Origin of the sequence: Pseudovibrio sp. Ad46 (assembly GCF_001623065.1) — a bacterium.
Lineage (GTDB): Bacteria > Pseudomonadota > Alphaproteobacteria > Rhizobiales > Stappiaceae > Pseudovibrio.
Genome location: NZ_LMCG01000040.1, coordinates 62,219 through 81,044, shown reverse-complemented (window position 1 = coordinate 81,044; position 18,826 = coordinate 62,219). Strand labels below are relative to the sequence as shown.

Below are 18,826 nucleotides of genomic sequence, written 5' to 3'. Positions count from 1 at the left end.
CTTTGCTCTCCTGTTTTGCATTTGGCCTATGCCCTCAACTTTCTGGTGAGAAAGCGCGCTCTAGCCTTTCCTGCAAAAAAGAGGGCTCAATGGCCTACACGCACTCACAAGATGAACTTAGTTTCAAAGATGCCATCATCTCATGCCTGAAGAACTACTTTAACTTTTATGGTCGTGCATCACGCGCTGAATACTGGTGGTGGTTTTTGTTCAATGCGCTTGTCATCACCGTAGCTGTTCTTTTTGATATTTTGGTTGTGAGTGGTCTTATTTTGGGCATCTCAGAGCTTCAGCAATCATCAGGTACTTCTGGAACTGCAGTGGCAGTCGGTATGTTCCTGCCCAACATCCTCACAATGATTGTTACGCTTTTTCTGTTGTTACCAACACTAACGGTAGCCGTTCGTCGTCTTCACGATGTTGATCGTTCCGGCTTCTGGGTGTTCATTACGGTGATCCCGTTTTTTGGGGCATTGCTTCTATTGTACTGGCATCTGCTTCCTTCAAGGCAAACCGTCAACGCCAATTACGAGTAAACACTCAAACTCAGCTAAGGCAAAAAGTACGCACGCAAAACAGGAGCACAGACCTCAGTTCTTTGCTCTCTGGCACATCGTTAGACAGCCAACCTCGACGTTCTGGTCAGCATGTGCGGTCTAACACCCCTACAAAAACTTGGAGAGTAGCGTGGTTAGTTTTCAAAGCGCCATCAGAACCTGTTTCAAGAAGTATGTGCAGTTCACTGGGCGTGCGCCTCGCTCCGAGTTTTGGTGGTGGGTACTCTTCGTGCTCATAGTGATGATCGCTGCTTACCTTATCGATAACTTTGTGATCGCCCCTACTCTGGGATTGCCCACGGGGAGCGTGCAGGATGGTGCTCCGTTAAGCGCCATCTTGAACATCGCATTCTTCTTGCCTAATCTGGCCGTGGCTGTGCGGCGACTGCATGACATCAATCGATCCGGCTTCTGGCTGCTCATCGCTTTCATACCGATTCTAGGCGGTTTGCTGCTGCTCTACTGGTTTGTGCAGCCATCATTCCATAGCAAAACGAAATATTAGAATTAGAATTAATACAAACTGGATAGTGCTGTGTCGGATCGGGCATAAGCAGAAATTATGCGACACTTTGCATAGCGCATAGCTCCTAATGCAACTCACTTTTTCAAGGAAACAGTTACTACAGCAAAGACAAGTGCCCTATCTTTTGGGGTGCACTGGTCATGGATCGCGGAAAAAACATAATTATTAACAGTGTTCCGCTACGGAATTCCATGATTTAAAATTAGCACATCCCATCGACAGGTGGTCACATGGACAGTTTAGCAGTTGATCTAGCTCGATTCCAATTTGCTTTTACAATCGCGTTCCATATCATATTTCCGGCTTTTACTATAGGTCTGGCAAGTTTTCTTGCTGTCCTTGAAGGCTTATGGCTATGGACAGGACGTGATGTATACTTGCGGGTCTTCAAGTTCTGGCTCGTAATCTTCGCACTTTCCTTCGCTATGGGTGTCGTTTCCGGCATCGTCATGGCTTATCAATTCGGCACCAACTGGTCTGCCTTTGCAGACAAAACCGGATCGGTCATTGGACCGCTCATGGGGTATGAGGTGCTCACGGCCTTCTTCCTGGAAGCAGGTTTCCTCGGCATTATGCTGTTTGGTATGAACCGCGTAGGCAAGAAGTTGCACTTCTTTGCCACCGTGGTTGTTGCCATTGGCACCGCCCTTTCCGCTTTCTGGATCCTTTCCGTCAACAGCTGGATGCAGACACCAGCAGGCTACGCCATGAATGACGTGGGCCAGTTTGTGCCTGCGGATTGGTGGGCGATTATCTTCAACCCCTCCTTCCCCTACCGGCTCGTGCACATGGTGCTGGCAGCTTACCTGACCACAGCCTTCGTGGTTGGTGCCGTGGGTGCCTATCATCTGTTGAAGAACCGATTTAATGCGGCGGCGCAGGTGATGTTCTCCATGGCAATGTGGATGATGATTGTGGTCACGCCAATCCAAATGCTTGCGGGGGACTATCACGGCCTCAACACTCTGGAGCATCAGCCTGCCAAGGTTGCTGCTATGGAGGGGCACTTTGATTCCCAAGGCCCTGCCCCGCTCATCCTCTTTGGATGGCCGGATGTGGAAGCTGGAGAAACAAAGTACAAGATTGAGGTCCCTTATCTCTCGAGCATTATTCTGACCCACAGCCTCGATGGTGTTGTCCCTGGTTTGAATGAGTTTCCACGGGAAGACTGGCCACCGGCAGCGATCGTGTTTGTGTCATTCCGCATCATGGTTGGTATTGGTGTCTTGATGTTGCTGGTTGGCGTTTGGGGCCTATGGTCTCGGATCCGTGGCCGGCTTTATGAGAGTGAATGGCTTCAGCGAGCTTCCATTGTTATGGGACCTGCTGGCTTTGTCGCCGTCATCGCAGGCTGGACAACAACGGAAGTTGGTCGCCAACCTTACACCGTGTACGGGTTGCTCAAGACGTCAGAATCCGTCTCACCTGTTGAAGCACCTGCCGTCTGGGCCTCGCTGGTCATCTTTGTAGCGGTGTACTGTATCGTCTTTGGCGTTGGTATCTTCTACATCTTCCGGTCCATGGCGAAATCTCCGGATGCGAGCCAGGGCGTTGAGGAAGGCGTACCTGTCAGAACCGCAGGCATCACTCCTGCACAGGCCCTTCAACCACATGAGGGAGATCGTTCCCATGATTCTTGATTATCCGCTCATTTGGGGTTTTCTCATTGCAGTCGCGATCTTCGCCTATGTGATTTTGGATGGCTTTGATCTTGGTATCGGGATCTTGTACCCGACCACTAAAGACGCTGATGAACGCACATTGATGATGAACAGCGTTGCTCCTGTCTGGGATGGCAATGAGACCTGGCTCGTCCTTGGTGGCGGCGGTTTGTTTGCCGTGTTCCCGCTGGCCTACTCGGTTATCATGCCTGCGGTCTACGCACCGATTATTGGCATGTTGATCGGGTTGATCTTCAGAGGTGTTGCCTTTGAGTTCCGCTTCAAATCATCTGTTGAGCGCAGACCTTTCTGGGATATATCCTTCTTTGCAGGATCTATTGTTGCTGCGTTCTGCCAGGGACTGGTGCTTGGCACGCTTGTGCAAGGCATTGAGGTGGTTGACCGCACCTATGCCGGCGGCTGGTGGGATTGGCTGACACCATTTTCTGTCATGACCGGTTTTGCCGTGATCTCCGGCTATGCCCTGCTTGGGGCCACATGGCTGGTGATGAAGCTGGAAGGTGTGCCGCAAGCGCATTTCCGCCGCGTCTCAAAGTACGCAGCTCTTGTCCTGATTGGCTTCCTTCTGCTGGTCAGCATGTGGATGCCATTCATCAATGAGAGCATTATGGAGAAGTGGTTCAGCTTCCCGTATCTGCTTTACACCTTCCCGGTTCCGCTTCTTGTTGCGGTCACCACGCTGGTGCTGTGGCGGTCTTTGATGAGCGATGCGGATTACACACCGTTCCTCGCTTCACTGGTGATCTTCCTGCTGACCTATGTGGGACTTGGGATCAACATCTTCCCGTATGTGGTGCCAAATGTTTACACTCTTTGGGAAGCTGCAGCGCCTGACAGCAGCCTGAAATTCCTGCTTGTGGGAGCGGTCATCCTCATCCCGATGATCCTCGCCTATACGGCCTACGCGTACTACGTGTTCCGTGGCAAGATCAAATCAACGGAAGGGTATCACTGATGAGCCTCGATAAAACTGGCGAAATTGACCAACCTTTATGGAAGCGGTTGCTTTGGTTTGCAGCCCTTTGGGTGGCAGGCGTTGCCTCCATCGCAGTGGTCTCTTACGCCTTAAGAAGTCTGATTATTTAACAGACCCAGCAAAAAATAAGGGCGTGCTATCCCCATAGCACGCCCTTCTCCCAATGAACCGCTCGCGGTTCCTCCTCCGCTACGGCTCGAAACTGTCCGGAGCCGAATATCTCCCGAAAATTCGCCTCTCATATTTCAGGGGTGTACTGTGATATGTTTTAAAAATCCTTTCAATGCGTCAAAACCCGCAGTTAGGCGATTTTATTGCCTAAAACTGGCGAAAATGAGCAAATCAAGGCGATGCTAATATGTGGGTGGCCTGTGGTTGTATTGCGGCTGACGCCTGCCCACTCCTTCTGATTGTTCGGAGTGACGTCTTGCAACCATGCTCCTGTCATGAAAAGTTCACTTGTTGTTTGAGGTCAGACGGACTAATCAGCAGCGCAATTTCCGCTGATGCAGGCTTATTCATCGCTTAAAGTTTATTCTGACTTGCAGCCTATTTTTTTGGGGTACCACACATGATCTTCGCGCAGCTTACCGACATTCACATCAAGGCTGGCGGAAAGTTCGCCTACAACTGTGTTGATACGCTTTCTCATTTGCGTCAGGCCGTTGCGCACCTCAACGCATTTCGTCCACGACTTGATTTTGTGGTGATTAGCGGCGATCTGGTGGATTTGGGCAATGCGGATGAGTATGAGCTGTTCCGGCAAGAGATCGACCAGCTGGATATGCCGTTTTATGTGATCCCCGGTAATCACGATCACCGGGATGCAATGCGGGATGCGTTTGCGGATCATGACTACCTGACTTCAGAGGGTGCACTTCAGTTTTCAATTGAGAAAGATGACTTGCGCATTATCGGGCTGGATACGACCATTCCGGGCAAGCATGACGGCCATTTTGATGCTGATAAGCAAGCGTGGTTGCGTGATGAACTGGACGCACATAAAGATCAGCCGACTTTGGTGTTCATGCATCACCCACCGTTCAAGACGGGTATTCAGCATATGGATGATATTATGCTGATGCGCGCTGATGAGGACTTCTGGCCTGTGGTTACAGGGCGGCCGCAAGTCCGACAGATTGCTTGTGGTCATGTTCACCGAGCGATCGAAGTCTTCAAGAACGGCATTCCGGTGAGCATCTGCCCTGCTTCAGGCCATCAGGTCACGCTTGATCTGGCTCCGGACGGGGAACCTGGCTTTGTTATGGACCCGCCTGCAGCGCGCATTTTCTGCTGGTCCGGGGGAGAACTGATCAATCATTTGAGTTTTATCGGCGACTTTGGTGGCCAACATCCATTCTTTGATAAGGATGGCAAACTGATTGATTAGGCTGGGTCTTTCTCTGTTATGAGATCGGCTTCGTTCTCAACGATGTCCCATGAGACGGCGGCGCCCATTTCCTGCAGTGCCTCCTTCTGCAGTTTCCATGCCTTCTGATTTTGGGCGAGAATGGCGGGGTCGCAAAGTTCGACGCGGTGCCCTCTGTTAAGCGCACCGATTGTTGTGTTCTTGACGCAGGCATTGCCATCCAGACCTGTCACAATCAGGTGGTCAACTTCTTGATTTTTCAGGAACTCAGCGAGCGCCGGTTCGCCAAAAGCGTCGCTCTTTGATTTCACAAGATCCAGATCTGGCTCAACAGAAATGCGTGGATCCATCTTTAAGCCATCAGAGCCTTTTGCCCCCAAACCTCCTCCTAACAGCCGGACCAGAAGGTTGGTGTACCACCCCTTATAAACCTGCCGGATGGAGATAACGGGCCAGCCTTTTTGCTGTGCCAACTCACCAAGCGCGTTTATGTAGTTGAGGCGGGCTTGCAGATAGTCGGGCTCCCAACTTCGAGAGCTGGTTTCCTTGATGAAGTCACTTTGAACATCAATCACCAACAGCGCAGTGCCTCTGCGGCCTTCAAACATGATCGACGGGCCGTTGGTTGGTGTTTGAATGTTGAGGACACCCCAAAAGGTATAGGCAGCAAGGGTTACCACGCAAAGCAAAGCTCCTAAAACCAGAATAAGCACCGTTCGCTCCCCAAGCCAAGACATGCCAGTCCCCACACCATATCATGCTGCAGAGGGGGGCTGACATTTCCAAATTTTGGGGAGCAAAGCCGTCAGGACCTGTACACAATCCAGCTGGTGCTAATGGTCCCGACGGCGGTCTTCGATCTTAGTAAGTTTCGTTCTCTGCCGGGAATTGCTCGCGGCGAACGTCATTTGCAAACGCCTTTACGCCTTGTTCGATCTGGGATTTCAGTTCAGCGTACTTGCGCACGAATTTTGGCGTCTTGTCGAACATGCCAAGCATGTCATCGGTGACGAGGATCTGGCCGTCGCAATCAACGGAAGCACCGATACCGATGGTCGGAATTGGCACGCTGTCAGAAATTTCGCGGGCGACTTCGTCTTTAGTGCCTTCAACGACAACACAGAATGCACCTGCATCGGCTACCTGACGTGCGCATTCCAGCTGTTCTTTGCGGCTTTCTTCGCTTTTGCCAGCAACCTTATAGCCGCCTTCCACATGCAGGTACTGCGGGCGCAGGCCGATGTGAGCCACCACGGGAATACCGCGGTCTACGAGAAAGCGGATGGTTTCTGGCGCTGCAGAATTGTATTCCAGCTTGACGGCCTGACAGCCGGTTTCCTGCATCACGCGCAATGCATTGCGGTAAGCGGCCTGTGGGCTTTCTTCAAAGGAGCCGAAAGGCATATCAACGACAACAAGTGCGTTTTGAGAGCCACGCATAACGGCTTTGCCGTGCATGATCATCATGTCCAGCGTGACTGCTGTCGTGTCTGGCAAGCCGTGGAGCACCATGCCGACACTGTCGCCCACCAGCAGCAGATCGCAGTGCTCATCCAGCATCTGTGCGATTGGTGCAGTGTAGGCCGTGAGGCAGACCAGCTTGTGATGGCCTTTTGCCTTCATGATGTCTTTAATGGTTTTCCGCCGAGTCGCAGATGTATGAGACATTGTTTTAGGTGCCCGTTTCGTTCATCCAAAGCAGCTGGCCCTTTGTCTGGAGCAATCCAACTGCCTTCATTCTTTGTTATTCCGCGCACTCATTGCCAGTCCGTTCAGCATCAAACCGGCGTACGCTTATTATTATTGGTTTTTGATCTGTGCCTGTGCTTTCAGACTTATGTCTTTGCGCGACCTCACCGAAAGCCACTCTTTGTCTTTCGGAATTGCGCAGCGCAACATGTGCTTCCTGCGCCTTTATAAGGAATTTTCGGAGAATATAAAATAACGTTGAGATACCCAATGGGACTTTTGGTGCGGTATGTACCATTCACAGTTGAATTGCGGACTTTCTAAACTGGCTTGGTGTCTCCCCTGTCCATTGCTTAAATGCCCTTCGAAACACCCTTGGATCCGAGTAGCCGAGCTCTGCTGCGATCTGTTCAGATGACAAGCGCGACCATAAGAGCAGCTCCATGGCTTGCGACTGGCGGATCTGCGAGAGGATATCGCGGAAGGAGACTTGAAAAGCGGCTAGTTTGCGCCGAAAACTACGTTCACCCATGGAGAACCCACCCGCAATTTCTTCGATTGATGGGTTGCTTTTCAGGCTACGGCGGACTTCTTCCTCCACGGTTTTAAGGAAGCCCAGACGGTTGCTTTCTTCCTGCATCATGCCTGCCAGAAGTGTTTCAACTTCCTGCACAACAAACCTGTCTGCGGTTGCCAGCGGACGTTGCAGGTGCTCTGCGTCAAAAAATATTGCATTTCGTGACGCATCAAACCTGACAGATGATCCAAGTGCCTCCTGATAGAGGCTTCTCTTTGCTGGCGGTGTCTGCATCATCTCAATACGCTGGATCGCTTGCTTGCTTCCTGTTGTGAAGCGGACAACGCCTACCATGGCGGCAAACAGTTCCTGCACGAAAAACGTGAGCAACACTGGCTCATGGAACCGGCTGCGTGCGATCATTGTGAGCGCATTATCAGCTGCTGGCACCAAATCAATCTCAAGCATGCTCCCAGTCAAGCGGTGGTGTTTTATGCCGAACTCGAGCGCCGCTCTTCCCGTTGCACTTGCCATAACGCCAAGGCTGACGAGCCCGAGAGAGGTGATGGACTGACGGTGGCCGACAGCAAGGCCGAGGCTTTCATCTCCCGTCAACGCCAGCGCCTTGAGGATGATGAGACGGCTCTGCTGATAGGTCAGGCGGGCCTCGTGAGACAGAAACACCGAGGGGTCAGTGTTTTGGCTCAGGAATGTGTGAGGCAGCACCTTTTCTGCGGCGATGCCGCGTTGCTCCAGCTCCTGCAACAGATAGCGCAACAGGTGTGGTGGAACCTTTGAATGCTGTGCCACCTCTGGCGGTGCCAACTGGCCAAATTCAGAATGCATGCCCTCTCCCAAAGCAGTCATGCTACGGAAACACGGGAGTGACCGCAAGATATGACCGAATTTGTCCGCCCTACGTCCGTATATGTCCTTCTAAACGTCCCTCTTATTGCCGTAGGGTAAGATTTTCACAGTTCGGGGAGGGAACGGTGGAGATTATAGATAGGGGTGACGCGGTCTGCATTGCTGGTGCAGGCCCTGCAGGGCTTGTGATGGCCCGCGCATTACAACACAACGGCATTGAATGGGATCAGTTTGACCCAAACCCGGATGTTGGTGGTCTCTGGGACATCAAACACAAAGGTACGGCCATTTATGAGAGTGCGCATTTTATCAGCTCTCGCAGCTTGTCTGGCTTTGCGGATTTCCCGATGCCGGAGCATTTTGCCGACTATCCCAAGCACACCGAGATCCTGAAGTACCTGCATGACTTCGCAGAGGCTTATGGGTTGCAAGAGAAGATTACCTTTTCTACCAAGATAGAAAAGCTGACCAAGACCGAGAATGACCGCTGGCAGGTTCATCTGTCTAACGGGGAGTGCCGCGAATATAAGGCCGTGGTCTGCGCGACGGGCTCGCAATGGCAGGCCAACATGCCGGAGTTGCAAGGTTCGTTTGATGGCGAGATCCGCCACAGCCAGACTTACAAGAACATTCGCGAGTTTGACGGTAAGCGAATTCTGGTGATTGGAGCGGGCAACTCTGGCTGCGATATTGCCTGTGATGCAGGCGTTTTGGGGGAGAAAGCCTTCCTTTCCATGCGGCGCGGTTATTACATCGTACCCAAGCATGTTTTTGGTATGCCAGCAGATGTATTTGCTGATGGTGGTCCTAACTTACCCGTCTGGATGATCCGGCCGTTCTTCACGCTGTTGCTGCGTATGTTTAACGGTACTTTGCAGCGGTTCGGCATTCCCAAGCCGGATCATAAGCTGTTTGAGACGCATCCTCTGCTCAACACTCAACTGGTGCATTCGCTGCAGCATGGGGATGTGACGGTGAAGCCGGATGTGGACCGACTGGATGGATCAGAAGTGGTGTTTAAAGATGGCAGCCGGGAAGAGATTGACCTGATCCTGTGCGCGACCGGTTTCAACCAGCATCTGGACTTTGCTGGTGAATATTTCAGCTATGAGGGCGGACGGCCCAAGCTGTTCATTCAGGCAGCTTCTCGCGAGCACAAGAACCTGTTTGGCATCAGTTATATTGAGACCAACTCCGGTGCCTACAAGCGGTTTGACTACATGGCCGGACTGGTCGCCAACTATCTGAAAGACCAACAAGATAATCCATCTCGCGCCAGCCAGATGCACGCGATTATTCGGAGTCAAACACCGGATCTTTCTGGTGGCATCCACTTTTTGAAGACGGACCGTCATGCGGGATATTGTGATGCCACAGCGCACACCAAGTATGTGAAGAAGCTTTACAAGCGGATGGGCTGGACCTTCCCTGAGGATATTCGCTTCAAGCGCGCTGCGCCCAAGCCAAAGGGTTCGTCGAGTGCAAAGAAAGTGGAGGTAGTTGCATGAGCACCTATCGTTTTCAGGGGCGTACGGCGGTGATAACCGGTGGTGGTGGTGACATCGCCGGGCACATCGCCAAACGCCTGCACGAACGAGGGATGAATCTTGTTCTGGCAGACAAGAATGGCCGCGCCGCGCGGGAGCTTCAGGCCCAACTGGACAGTTTGCGTGTGCATGTGTTCGAAGGAGATCTGACACAACGCGAGGAGATGACCCGACTCTTACGCGAGGTGGAAGAGAACTTTGGTGTTTTGGATGTGCTGATCAACAACATGGCGATCACCAAAGTGGATCGGTTTCATGAACGCACACCAGAAAGCATAGAAGAAGAGATCACCATCAACATGATCTCCCCGTTGGTCTTGAGCCGATTGGCGGTGCCTTATCTGCTGAAAGGTGATGATCCACGCATCATCACGACCACTTCGCTTGGCGGCATCCAGCCACTTCGGGAAACCCCGATTTATGCGGCGACCAAGTTTGGCCTACGCGGGGCCATGCTTTCCTTTGCGCTGGATGAAGACCTGCACGGCATCAAGGTCAGCTGCGTTCTGCCAACCGCTACAGACACCTACATGCTGCGGCAGGAAGCGTTGGAAGGTGGCAGCGTGCTCAACTTCATTGATGAGCCACAATCGCCCAGCGTGGTGGCTGATCAGTTCGTGAAGCATCTGGAAAAGCCATGTCTGGAGCGCTACCCAAAAGCCAGCGACTCCTGGCTGACACGTCTGGCCATGCTGTTGCCCAACATGATGCCTCGTATTCTGCCGTTCTTTGAAAAGAAAGGACGACGAGGCATGGCAAAATATGTGGCCTCGCTGCGCAGGCAAGGATTGCTGGTGGAAGTCGACGGCAAGCTTTATCAGCGGCAACGGCTGTATCTGGACAAGCCGGAAATGGAGCAAGAGCTGGAAAAGAGCTGAGTACCAGCCTTAAAGCCTGTCCCGCAGGCTGTAGTAGAGCATGCCCAGAACCATCAAAGGCCAGCGTAAATGGCGGCCACCGGGGAAGACGTGGGTTGGGACTTTTTCCAAGACGTCAAACCGGCTGGCTTGCCCGTCGATCGCTTCTGCCATGAGCTGACCTGCCAGTGTTGCCATGGCGACACCATGACCGGAGAAGCCGCTGGCGTTGAGCATGTTAGGGGCGAGTTTGGCGAAGTATGGCATGCGGTTGAGCGTGATGCCCAGTGTTCCGCCCCAGCCATATTCGATGGGTACGTCCTTGAGCTGCGGATAGACCTGCAGCATAGGTTTGCGAACGAAAGCCTTTATATCGCGCGGGAATTGGAAGCTGTAGCTTTCCCCTCCCCCAAACAAGAGACGGTTGTCTGCTGACAGACGGTAGTAGTTGATCACGAACCGGGAGTCTGCCACGGCTACATCATTGGCGATCAGAGAGCGGGCCAGATCGTCTCCCAGTGGTTCGGTGGCAATGATGTAATTGTTGATGGGCATAACCCGCGCCGCGACGCGCTTCTCAAGGCTATCAATATAACCGTTGCAGGCAAAGACCACGTAGTGGGCAGTGACGTGTCCATTGGCGAGTGTCAACCTGGCTGGCTCACCCTTTTCAATCTCCAGCACTTCAGAATTTTCAAAGATCTGCACACCAGCATTCTCGCAAGCCTCAGTAAGACCCAGTGCGAAGTTGAAGGGGTGCAGGTGAGCTGCCCCCATATCCAGCGTGCCACCATGATACGCCGTTGTATCTAGCATCTCTTGTATTTCGGCAGAGTCTACGAAGCGGATTTCATCGTAGCCGTAGGTATCTGCCAGCTTTTCGGCATAGGCCTTACTGTGGTTCACATAGCTTTGTTTGTGATCTGCGTGGAGAATTCCCGGTTTCAGGTCGCACTGGATCTGGTGTTTTGCAATGAGATCTTTCGTCAGGGACTTAGCGGTTTCAGCAAGGTTCCAGAGTTCTTTGGCACGCTCCTGACCAACAAGGCTTTCCAGCTCGTCCTGATCTTTTCGCTGGCCGCTGCCAAGCTGGCCACCATTGCGGCCTGAGGCTCCCCATCCAACACGGTGCGCATCAAGGAGATGGACTTTGTAGCCACGCTCGGCCAGATGTAAGGCAGAAGACAGGCCCGCATAACCAGCGCCGATGACGCAGACGTCGCAGGTATGCTCGCCTTCCAGCGCGGGAAAGGAGAGATGCTTGTTTGCGGTCGCGGTGTAGTAGGAGGCTGGGTATTGGCCTGCCTTATCGTTGGCGTGAAGAAAGCCTTGGGAAATAGCCATGTAAGTCCTTGAGAAGGCTCAGGTTGCAAACCCGAGCCTCTTAAACAGCGCAGGGCAACAGTTAGTGCCCTTCTTGCTTTTCTTTCACTGCTGCCTGCTGAATGAAGTTTACGATCATGTGTGCGACCTCACCAATCTGCATTGGCGCTTCCGAGGAGGCGATTGCATGATCGGCGATGTCTTCAGGAAGTGTGTCACCCCGGCGTTCCTTAAACAAGGCTACTGAGTAGTCCTTGTTGAACTCCGGATGCCCTTGTAGCGTGAGCGCCCTGCCCTTGTAATCGATCGCTGCAAACTCGCAGAAATCTGAGGACGCGATGACCTCTCCATCTGCTGGCAGTTTTGTCACCTGATCCTGATGATAGGCTTCAATGGAAAAACTGGTCAGGCCCTCTGGCACCCAATTGGGATTTTCCAGGACATAGTAAGTGAAGACGCCACAACCCCAGCCTTTGTTGGACTTTTCAGCTTTACCGCCCAGCGCTTCTGCAAGGATCTGATGTCCGAAGCAAATGCCGACAATTGGCACGTGCTCGTCATAGGCCGTTTTCAGAAATGTCTTAAGCCGGTCGATCCACTCAAGATCATCATAGACACCGTGCTTGGAGCCGGTGATCAGCCAGCCGTCGCAGTCATGAACGTTTTGAGGCAGTTGGCCATCCACCACAGGGTAAGACATGTAATGCCAATTGCCCCCCTGATCCTTCAAGAGCGTTTCGAACATTGACGGGTAATCACCGAATGTCTTGCTCAGGTTCTCGGGTGGTCGGCCAACTTCCAGAATTCCAAGTTTAAAGGTCAAAGAGCACTCCAAAATTCAAAGAGGCAAATGCCGCATAATACATCTGATTGGACTACTCAGTTATATCCTGTCGGCTTTGCCTCTGTAAACTCTTGGAGGCCACTTCAGGCAAAATCTCATGCCGCTCTTTTGGGCTGTTTCAGTGAGACCGGTTTGTTCAGCTGGAAAGCGGGTAAATGGCTGATGGCCTGCTTCAGGGCTTCCCGTTCCGGCGTTGCCTCAAAGTCAGGGAGCAGCTCATCAAACCGTGTTTTATCCATCCAATGCGGGGTATTCCAAAGATAGCGCATTTCCAAAAGGTGTTTTGCCATGGGCCAGAAAGGTCGGCTCAAGCGTATCAGCCACCAGCTGAACTGTTTGATGCTCACATTCTGTTTGGTGACTTCTGTGAGTGCTTTGCGGAGTTCATTCCCCGTCCACGTGTAACCGGGGAAAGAGATGTCTTCATAGGTGTTCAACTGGTCTCGCATTTCCAGCAGTTGGACGGCAGCACGCGCCATATCCGGCAAATACGCCCATGCATGGGGTATATCGGTCTTGCCGGGATAAATGAGCTTCCCCTTCTCCAGCTTGGTGGACATGATCAGGTCAAACCAGTTGCCGCTGGCGGAGGTGTCGATGAAATCTCCGGCTCTGAGCAGAATGGTCCGCACACCCGATGTTTTGTAGAGGCGTTCCAGTTCTATTCTGATCACACCCAGCTCGTTGGTTGCTTTTTGAGGTGTTTGCGGGCCAATGGGGGGGATCATGTTTGGGCCGAAGCAGTAGTTGTTGCCCGGGATGATGACTGTGGCTTTGGCATGTTTGGCTGCTTCAATCACCTTATGGGTGAAGGGAAGCACATCCCGCTTCCAGTGCGGATATTGCGGATTTGCTCCATTCACGATGACATCAACACCTTCTGCAGCTTTTTTCATATTTTGGTTTGCACGGTCAAAGGCGCGGGTTTCCCAGCCTGCAGCTTCTAACTGCTCAGTCATGTTTTTTGAAAATCTGCCAGAGGCACCTAAAATCAAAGCTACGGGTCTCATGACCGCTCCTGTCCAATACTCTTTTCCAAATCGCATATTCTTATCCGAACATCGGTAGTCACGTTTTGGGAATACGCTTTAGACACGATAGTAGGCGCTCTATTTCCTATGTAAATTCGAATGAAATGCAGGTATGATATTCAATTATGAATAGAAGACTACATCATCTTTCCTGGGATCTCATTGGTGTTTTTGTAGCGGTTGCGGAGACAGGTAGTCTTTCAGCTGCAGCCAAGAAGATGAACCAGAGCCAACCGACAATTGGGCGACAAGTGAAGGCGATTGAGGCGGAGCTGGGCGTCTCGTTGTTTTACCGTCATCAGCGCGGGCTTGGCTTGACAGAGGATGGGGAAGCGTTGCTGCCGCACGCCAAGGCTATGCATTCAGCGGCGGCTCAGTTTCTGCTTCATGCAGAAGAGCGCAAGCAAAGTGGTTTTGCTGGGCCTGTGCGTGTCACCGCCAGTCAGGTGATCTCTCATTATGTGCTGCCAAAGCTTATTGCAGAATTTCGGCAGAGCTACCCTGAGATCCAGATTGAGCTTCTCCCTTCTGACGATGCGCAAAACCTGTTGTTTCAGGAAGCTGACATCGCAGTGCGCATGTTTACACCAACGCAGCTGGACATTTTTGCCAAGAAGATTGGCGAGACACCATTGGGGCTTTTTGCAAGCCGCACGTTTGTAGAGCGGGTTGGCATGCCGAGCACAAGAGAGGAACTCTTAGCGCTTGATTGGATCGGGTACGACAGATCTGACCTGATCCTGCGCGGCATGCAGGAAGCGGGCCTGAACGTGGACCGGGACTTCTTTAGTGTGCGGTGTGATGACAGGGTGACTTACTGGGAATTGGTGCGTGCTGGATGTGGGGTTGGTCTTGGTCAGATTGGAATCGGCCTTGAGGATGACAGCCTTGTGCGCCTTGATCTGGAGGACCCATTGCCTGCTTTGCCTGTTTGGCTGGCTTCGCCGCACACTCTCAAGCAAATTCCACGCATAAAGCTGTTTTTTGACTTCTTAGCCGGGAAACTGCCTAAGCTATTGTGATTGAGAGGTTCTGGGTGCTGAACCTCACTGGTCCCGTGTTTTACCCCTAAGAATGCATGGGATAACTTGCCGTAGGGGAAATTATCCCACTATCCCCTTTCGTACACACGCTCACTCTCAAACTTTCGGATATGTTGGTTTGGAGAGAAACGCTGTGTTCATTGGGAAACTTGCGATTCCGGACAATCAGAATTTTAAGGCGCTGATCTTATAGCGAATGCCTTGGTAAATACACTCCTGCTATTTTTGCCCCCTTATTTGACAGTACAAGTTCCCGAGATTGCCACATTTTACTCAGGGTGTTTTCTTAGATCCCACAAGAACACCGAAACTTCTTAGCGGGAACTGAGAGATTACTTGATACCTGTAATGCGTTGTATCTCCTAATCTTTCTGCTTCTCGCAAGAAGACCAAACAAAGCGTGGCCCCTCGAAAAACAAATAAATGAAACTGCGATTACTGTCATAAATCAAGGGAACACGCCGTGAGTGATTTTCGCTTGTCCAGCCCTCATGCCCTCAATACTGAGGAAGGTAGCCATCCAATGCATGAGGTGCTGGACGCCCTGCTTGAAAGCGTCGCTTATGTCTCCCGCGCCCATGGGAATTTCCTCAGTAAAACAGCGTTGACTGCCGGGCTTCCGCTGATCAATGGGCGGTTACAATTCTCTCAGGTAGAAAAAGCCTCCGAGAATTGCGGGTTACAAGCCGAAAAGCAACAGATTGTTCTTAGCAAGATCTCCAGCAGCAGCCTTCCGTGTCTGTTGGTGTTTCATGACAGAGCCTTGCGCCTGCTGGTGGGTTATGACGCAGCCACACGGCAGGCTAAACTGCTGGACCCCTTAGATTTGGAAAGACCGCAGTATCTCAGCTTGGATATTTTGCAGCGCGCGTACTCCGGGTATGCGATCTTGTTTTCTTCTCTTCATGCACGCGACAGCAGTGGGCAGGTTCATCAAGACAGCAAGCATTGGTTCTGGTCCGAATTCACAAGGTTCTGGCCTGACTATGGAAATGTTGCGCTCGGGACCTTGCTGATCAACTGCCTTGCCCTCGCCTCTCCCTTGTTCATCATGAATGTCTATGACCGCATCCTGCCCAACTTCGCTGTGGCGTCGCTATGGGCTCTGACAATTGGTGTGGCGTTGGCACTGGCGGGAGATAGTTTGCTGAAGGTGGCACGATCATCCATCCTCAACAGCCTTGGTAAAAAGGCAGATCAGCGACTGGCTTCCAAGATATTCTCTCATGTGCAGAATATTGATTTTTCTGCCAAAACCAAGAGTGCCGGTGAATATGCCGGGACTGTTCATGATTATGAAAAGCTCCGCGAGTTCTTCAGCTCAACTGCCTTGATCGCCCTGCTGGATTTCTGCTTTGTCGGGCTTTTCATCTGCATCCTGTTTTTCATCGTTGGCCCTATCGCCTGGATTCCCCTGCTTGCTGTGCCCGTGGTTTGCCTGCTTAATCTGGCGGCTCAATTGCCTTTGGAGCGAACCGTTCAAGCCTCAAGCCTTGAGGGGAATAAGCGGCAGAACATTTTGATGGAGACATTGGGCGGGCATGAGACAGTGCGTGCTCTCAATGCAGAAGCTCATATGCAATCCCGCTGGGAGCAGTCTGTTGAGCGCAGCAGCGAGATCCTGTTGCAGAGCCGTCATTGGTCCAATCTGGCGATGGTGGGAACAGGGCATGTGCAAGGCATGGTGTCGGTGCTGATTATTGTCTGGGGTGTTTATCAGGTTGAGGCAGGTGCTGTGAACATGGGCGGGTTGATTGCTGCGATGATGCTGTCGTCGCGTGTGCTTGCGCCGATCTCCTCTATCGCCAATGCACTGGTCCGGTTTCGTCAGGTGCTGCACAGCTATCGCCAGCTTGGAGATTTGCTGAGCCAACCAACAGAACGCAAGACAGGAAAAGCAACTGCAAATCTGCGGTGCTGCCGTGGTGAAGTTCAGTTTCAAAATGTCAGTTTCTCTTATCCTCTCAGTGAGAAGGCCAGCCTGACCCGCTGCAATTTCTCGATTGAGCCAGGAGATACCATTGGGCTGGTTGGGTGTGTCGGGTCCGGAAAATCGACCGTAGGCCGGCTGATGAGCGGGCTTCGGTATCCTTCTGAGGGTGCTGTTCTCATTGATGGAATTGACACGCGCCAGTTTGATCCATCAGACCTGCGCCATTTTGTTGGGTATCTGTCTCAGGACAATACGCTGTTCCAGGGCACGCTGAGAGACAACCTTTGCCTTGGGTTGCCTCACCTTTCCAACGAGGAGATCGAGGAAATTTGCCATATAACGGGGCTGCATAGTCTCGTGAACAAGCATCCGGCTGGTTACAATCTGATTGTGGGTGAAAACGGAGCTGCGCTTTCTGGTGGGCAGCGGCAATGTGTGGCGTTGGCTCGTGTTCTTTTGCGCAAACCTAAGATCCTGTTTCTGGATGAGCCCTCCAGTCAGTTGGACCTTTCCGCTGAGCAGCGTTTGTTGCGTGGCTTGCGGCGCTATAACAACGGTTCTCTGACACTCATTATCAGCACACACCGCCCTTCCCTCCTGAAGCTCACCAATCGGCTGATCGCTCTGGATCAAGGCCGCATCATTGCAGATGGACTGAGCGAGGAAGTGAAGCAATCCATGCAGCAACCGCGTCTGCATGAAGTGCCACAGCCTGTGCAGGTTCCGATTGAAGAAAGGCTGAGAGCATGAAGGGTTGGTCGCTTCCCGTTACACCGCTGCATTTGCCAGAGTTTCACAGCCCAAAGCAGTCCAGAGTTCTGATCTTCTCATGTGCCGCAATTATGCTGTTGTTGTTCGTCTGGTCAGCATTTGCGCATGTGGAAGAGGTCACACGAGGCAATGGACGCATCATCCCTTCCCGCCAGATGCAGATTGTGCAAGCCCCGGAACGCGGGATTGTCTCTGAGGTGCTGTTTTTTGAGGGTGAGATCGTTGAACAAGGCGCGGTTCTGGTGAAACTGGATAATACCGGCTTTGCCTCTCAGTTGGGGGAGTTGTTGCAGAAGAAGTATGCGTTGCAGGCTCGTCTTGCGCGGTTGACTGCTGAGGCCCATCAGGCAAATCTGGCGCTTGATCTTTCAAACACGCCTGCCGATATTGCCGCATTCTTGCAGCGAGAGCTGGCGGTTTATAAAGCTCGCAAAGAGCAGCTTGCTGCGGAAGTTGCGGTGCTTCGCAGTCAGTTCAGCCAGAAAGAACAGGATCTGAAGCAGCTTGAAGCTGAGGCACAGATGCTGAGCGCCAATCTTACCATCATTGCGCGGGAACTGGAGATCAACCAGCAGCTCTATAAACGTGGTGTCCTGCCAGAGATCGAGTTCTTGCGGCTCAAGCGACAGTACACAACTCTGGAGGGGGAGCGGCAGATGTTGGATGCTTCTCTTGCAAGTGCCCGCTCTGCCAAGGAAGAAGTTTTACAGAAGGTAGCATCTGCGCAGACAGCATTTGCCTCTCAGGCACAGTCAGATCTGGTGGCGACCAAAGCGGAACTTGCTGTGATTGAGGAGCGGCTGCGCGGGGCGGAGGATCGGGTGCATCGCAGTGCGTTGGTGGCACCAGTGCGCGGGGTGATCAACAAACTTAATGTCAGCACCATTGGGGCGGTGGTTCAGACTGGTGAGCCACTGATTGAGATTGTTCCGCTGGAAGACACTTTGCTGATTGCTGCTAAAATCCAGCCACAACATGTGGCCTTCCTGCATCCGGGTCAGGATGTGAGCGTGAAGATTACGGCCTATGACTATTCTATCTATGGCGGATTGGATGGAGTGTTGGAGCGGATCAGTCCGGACACGTCAGAGGACGAGCAGGGACAGGCGTTTTTCAAGGTGATTGTGCGGACCAAGCAAAACCATCTGGGATCAGAGCAAAACCCGTTGCCCATCACGCCGGGCATGACTGCCAGCATTGATATTCTGACCGGTGAGAAAAGCGTGCTGAGCTATCTCGCCAAGCCACTGCTCAAGGTGAAAGCGGAGGCATTTCGCGAGCGGTGAGGCAGCAG

Annotated in this window: 17 protein-coding genes; 11 read left to right on the top strand and 6 right to left on the bottom strand. The window is 52.3% G+C overall.

What is annotated here, in order from left to right; all coding sequences use genetic code 11:
• The first annotated feature begins 89 nt into the window (after nucleotides 1–89).
• The 6 genes from PsAD46_RS07370 (at nucleotide 90) to PsAD46_RS07350 (ending at nucleotide 5,131) form a co-directional block, all read left to right on the top strand.
• On the top strand, nucleotides 90–536 hold the full coding sequence (locus PsAD46_RS07370; protein ID WP_208981719.1) for a DUF805 domain-containing protein: 447 nt from the start codon (nucleotides 90–92) through the stop codon (nucleotides 534–536).
• Between the two features lie 151 nt (nucleotides 537–687).
• A complete protein-coding gene (locus tag PsAD46_RS07365; RefSeq protein WP_063306513.1) occupies nucleotides 688–1,062 on the top strand; it encodes a DUF805 domain-containing protein in 375 nt (124 codons plus the stop codon).
• Between the two features lie 251 nt (nucleotides 1,063–1,313).
• Nucleotides 1,314–2,723: a cytochrome ubiquinol oxidase subunit I gene (locus tag PsAD46_RS07360; RefSeq protein ID WP_084404363.1), complete on the top strand. Its 1,410-nt coding sequence runs from the start codon at nucleotides 1,314–1,316 to the stop codon at nucleotides 2,721–2,723.
• Nucleotides 2,713–3,720 carry a cytochrome d ubiquinol oxidase subunit II gene (gene cydB, locus PsAD46_RS07355; RefSeq protein ID WP_063306512.1) on the top strand — a complete coding sequence of 336 codons (1,008 nt, stop codon included), beginning with the start codon at nucleotides 2,713–2,715 and terminating at the stop codon, nucleotides 3,718–3,720. The genes PsAD46_RS07360 and cydB overlap by 11 nt, the downstream gene beginning before the upstream one ends.
• A complete protein-coding gene (locus PsAD46_RS27890; protein ID WP_152986720.1) occupies nucleotides 3,720–3,851 on the top strand; it encodes a DUF2474 family protein in 132 nt (43 codons plus the stop codon). The genes cydB and PsAD46_RS27890 overlap by 1 nt, the downstream gene beginning before the upstream one ends.
• A gap of 461 nt (nucleotides 3,852–4,312) precedes the next feature.
• The gene (locus PsAD46_RS07350; RefSeq protein WP_063306511.1) at nucleotides 4,313–5,131 is read left to right on the top strand and encodes a phosphodiesterase; all 819 of its coding nucleotides are present in this window, start codon (nucleotides 4,313–4,315) and stop codon (nucleotides 5,129–5,131) included.
• Here PsAD46_RS07350 and PsAD46_RS07345 read toward each other — a convergent pair.
• From PsAD46_RS07345 to PsAD46_RS07330, 3 genes are all read right to left on the bottom strand, one after another.
• On the bottom strand, nucleotides 5,128–5,847 hold the full coding sequence (locus PsAD46_RS07345; RefSeq protein ID WP_063306510.1) for an isochorismatase family cysteine hydrolase: 720 nt from the start codon (nucleotides 5,845–5,847) through the stop codon (nucleotides 5,128–5,130). The two genes, PsAD46_RS07350 and PsAD46_RS07345, sit on opposite strands and share 4 nt — an antisense overlap.
• A gap of 124 nt (nucleotides 5,848–5,971) precedes the next feature.
• Nucleotides 5,972–6,778 carry a 3-methyl-2-oxobutanoate hydroxymethyltransferase gene (gene panB, locus PsAD46_RS07340; protein ID WP_063287105.1) on the bottom strand — a complete coding sequence of 269 codons (807 nt, stop codon included), beginning with the start codon at nucleotides 6,776–6,778 and terminating at the stop codon, nucleotides 5,972–5,974.
• Between the two features lie 319 nt (nucleotides 6,779–7,097).
• Nucleotides 7,098–8,162: an AraC family transcriptional regulator gene (locus PsAD46_RS07330; protein ID WP_084404362.1), complete on the bottom strand. Its 1,065-nt coding sequence runs from the start codon at nucleotides 8,160–8,162 to the stop codon at nucleotides 7,098–7,100.
• Between the two features lie 146 nt (nucleotides 8,163–8,308).
• Between PsAD46_RS07330 and PsAD46_RS07325 the strand changes: the two genes are divergently transcribed.
• Together PsAD46_RS07325 and PsAD46_RS07320 are read left to right on the top strand one after the other, a co-directional pair.
• Entirely contained in the window at nucleotides 8,309–9,691 is a 1,383-nt protein-coding gene (locus PsAD46_RS07325) for an NAD(P)-binding domain-containing protein (RefSeq protein ID WP_063306507.1), read from the top strand.
• Nucleotides 9,688–10,608 (top strand): SDR family oxidoreductase, encoded by a 921-nt coding sequence (locus tag PsAD46_RS07320; protein WP_063306506.1) that lies wholly within the window; start codon nucleotides 9,688–9,690, stop codon nucleotides 10,606–10,608. The genes PsAD46_RS07325 and PsAD46_RS07320 overlap by 4 nt, the downstream gene beginning before the upstream one ends.
• Nucleotides 10,609–10,617: 9 nt before the next feature.
• On the opposite strand, the gene PsAD46_RS07315 is transcribed toward PsAD46_RS07320, so the two are convergent.
• The 3 genes from PsAD46_RS07315 to PsAD46_RS07305 all read right to left on the bottom strand — a co-directional run bounded on the left by PsAD46_RS07315 (nucleotide 10,618) and on the right by PsAD46_RS07305 (nucleotide 13,713).
• Entirely contained in the window at nucleotides 10,618–11,931 is a 1,314-nt protein-coding gene (locus PsAD46_RS07315) for an FAD-binding oxidoreductase (RefSeq protein WP_063306505.1), read from the bottom strand.
• A gap of 61 nt (nucleotides 11,932–11,992) precedes the next feature.
• Nucleotides 11,993–12,733, bottom strand: coding sequence for a gamma-glutamyl-gamma-aminobutyrate hydrolase family protein (locus tag PsAD46_RS07310; RefSeq protein WP_057463794.1), 741 nt, complete (start codon nucleotides 12,731–12,733; stop codon nucleotides 11,993–11,995).
• Between the two features lie 116 nt (nucleotides 12,734–12,849).
• A complete protein-coding gene (locus PsAD46_RS07305; RefSeq protein WP_208981718.1) occupies nucleotides 12,850–13,713 on the bottom strand; it encodes a hypothetical protein in 864 nt (287 codons plus the stop codon).
• A 197-nt stretch (nucleotides 13,714–13,910) separates the two neighbouring features.
• Here PsAD46_RS07305 and PsAD46_RS07300 point away from each other — a divergent pair, with 197 nt between their 5' ends.
• From PsAD46_RS07300 to PsAD46_RS07290, 3 genes are all read left to right on the top strand, one after another.
• Complete coding sequence (locus PsAD46_RS07300; RefSeq protein ID WP_063287098.1) at nucleotides 13,911–14,807, top strand: LysR family transcriptional regulator; 897 nt, start codon at nucleotides 13,911–13,913, stop codon at nucleotides 14,805–14,807.
• Between the two features lie 484 nt (nucleotides 14,808–15,291).
• On the top strand, nucleotides 15,292–17,511 hold the full coding sequence (locus PsAD46_RS07295) for a type I secretion system permease/ATPase (RefSeq protein ID WP_208981717.1): 2,220 nt from the start codon (nucleotides 15,292–15,294) through the stop codon (nucleotides 17,509–17,511).
• Nucleotides 17,508–18,818: an HlyD family type I secretion periplasmic adaptor subunit gene (locus PsAD46_RS07290; protein WP_063306503.1), complete on the top strand. Its 1,311-nt coding sequence runs from the start codon at nucleotides 17,508–17,510 to the stop codon at nucleotides 18,816–18,818. The genes PsAD46_RS07295 and PsAD46_RS07290 overlap by 4 nt, the downstream gene beginning before the upstream one ends.
• Nucleotides 18,819–18,826: the final 8 nt, after the last annotated feature.

Excerpts from the sequence above, each read along its gene's own strand:
- PsAD46_RS07320 (WP_063306506.1), top strand. The coding sequence starts at position 9,688 with ATGAGCACCTATCGTTTTCAGGGGCGTACGGCGGTGATAACCGGTGGT.
- PsAD46_RS07360 (WP_084404363.1), top strand. The coding sequence starts at position 1,314 with ATGGACAGTTTAGCAGTTGATCTAGCTCGATTCCAATTTGCTTTTACA.
- panB (WP_063287105.1), bottom strand. The coding sequence starts at position 6,778 with ATGTCTCATACATCTGCGACTCGGCGGAAAACCATTAAAGACATCATG.
- PsAD46_RS27890 (WP_152986720.1), top strand. The coding sequence starts at position 3,720 with ATGAGCCTCGATAAAACTGGCGAAATTGACCAACCTTTATGGAAGCGG.
- PsAD46_RS07290 (WP_063306503.1), top strand. The coding sequence starts at position 17,508 with ATGAAGGGTTGGTCGCTTCCCGTTACACCGCTGCATTTGCCAGAGTTT.
- PsAD46_RS07315 (WP_063306505.1), bottom strand. The coding sequence starts at position 11,931 with ATGGCTATTTCCCAAGGCTTTCTTCACGCCAACGATAAGGCAGGCCAA.
- PsAD46_RS07330 (WP_084404362.1), bottom strand. The coding sequence starts at position 8,162 with ATGCATTCTGAATTTGGCCAGTTGGCACCGCCAGAGGTGGCACAGCAT.
- cydB (WP_063306512.1), top strand. The coding sequence starts at position 2,713 with ATGATTCTTGATTATCCGCTCATTTGGGGTTTTCTCATTGCAGTCGCG.
- PsAD46_RS07370 (WP_208981719.1), top strand. The coding sequence starts at position 90 with ATGGCCTACACGCACTCACAAGATGAACTTAGTTTCAAAGATGCCATC.
- PsAD46_RS07350 (WP_063306511.1), top strand. The coding sequence starts at position 4,313 with ATGATCTTCGCGCAGCTTACCGACATTCACATCAAGGCTGGCGGAAAG.
- PsAD46_RS07345 (WP_063306510.1), bottom strand. The coding sequence starts at position 5,847 with ATGTCTTGGCTTGGGGAGCGAACGGTGCTTATTCTGGTTTTAGGAGCT.
- PsAD46_RS07300 (WP_063287098.1), top strand. The coding sequence starts at position 13,911 with ATGAATAGAAGACTACATCATCTTTCCTGGGATCTCATTGGTGTTTTT.
- PsAD46_RS07305 (WP_208981718.1), bottom strand. The coding sequence starts at position 13,713 with ATGACTGAGCAGTTAGAAGCTGCAGGCTGGGAAACCCGCGCCTTTGAC.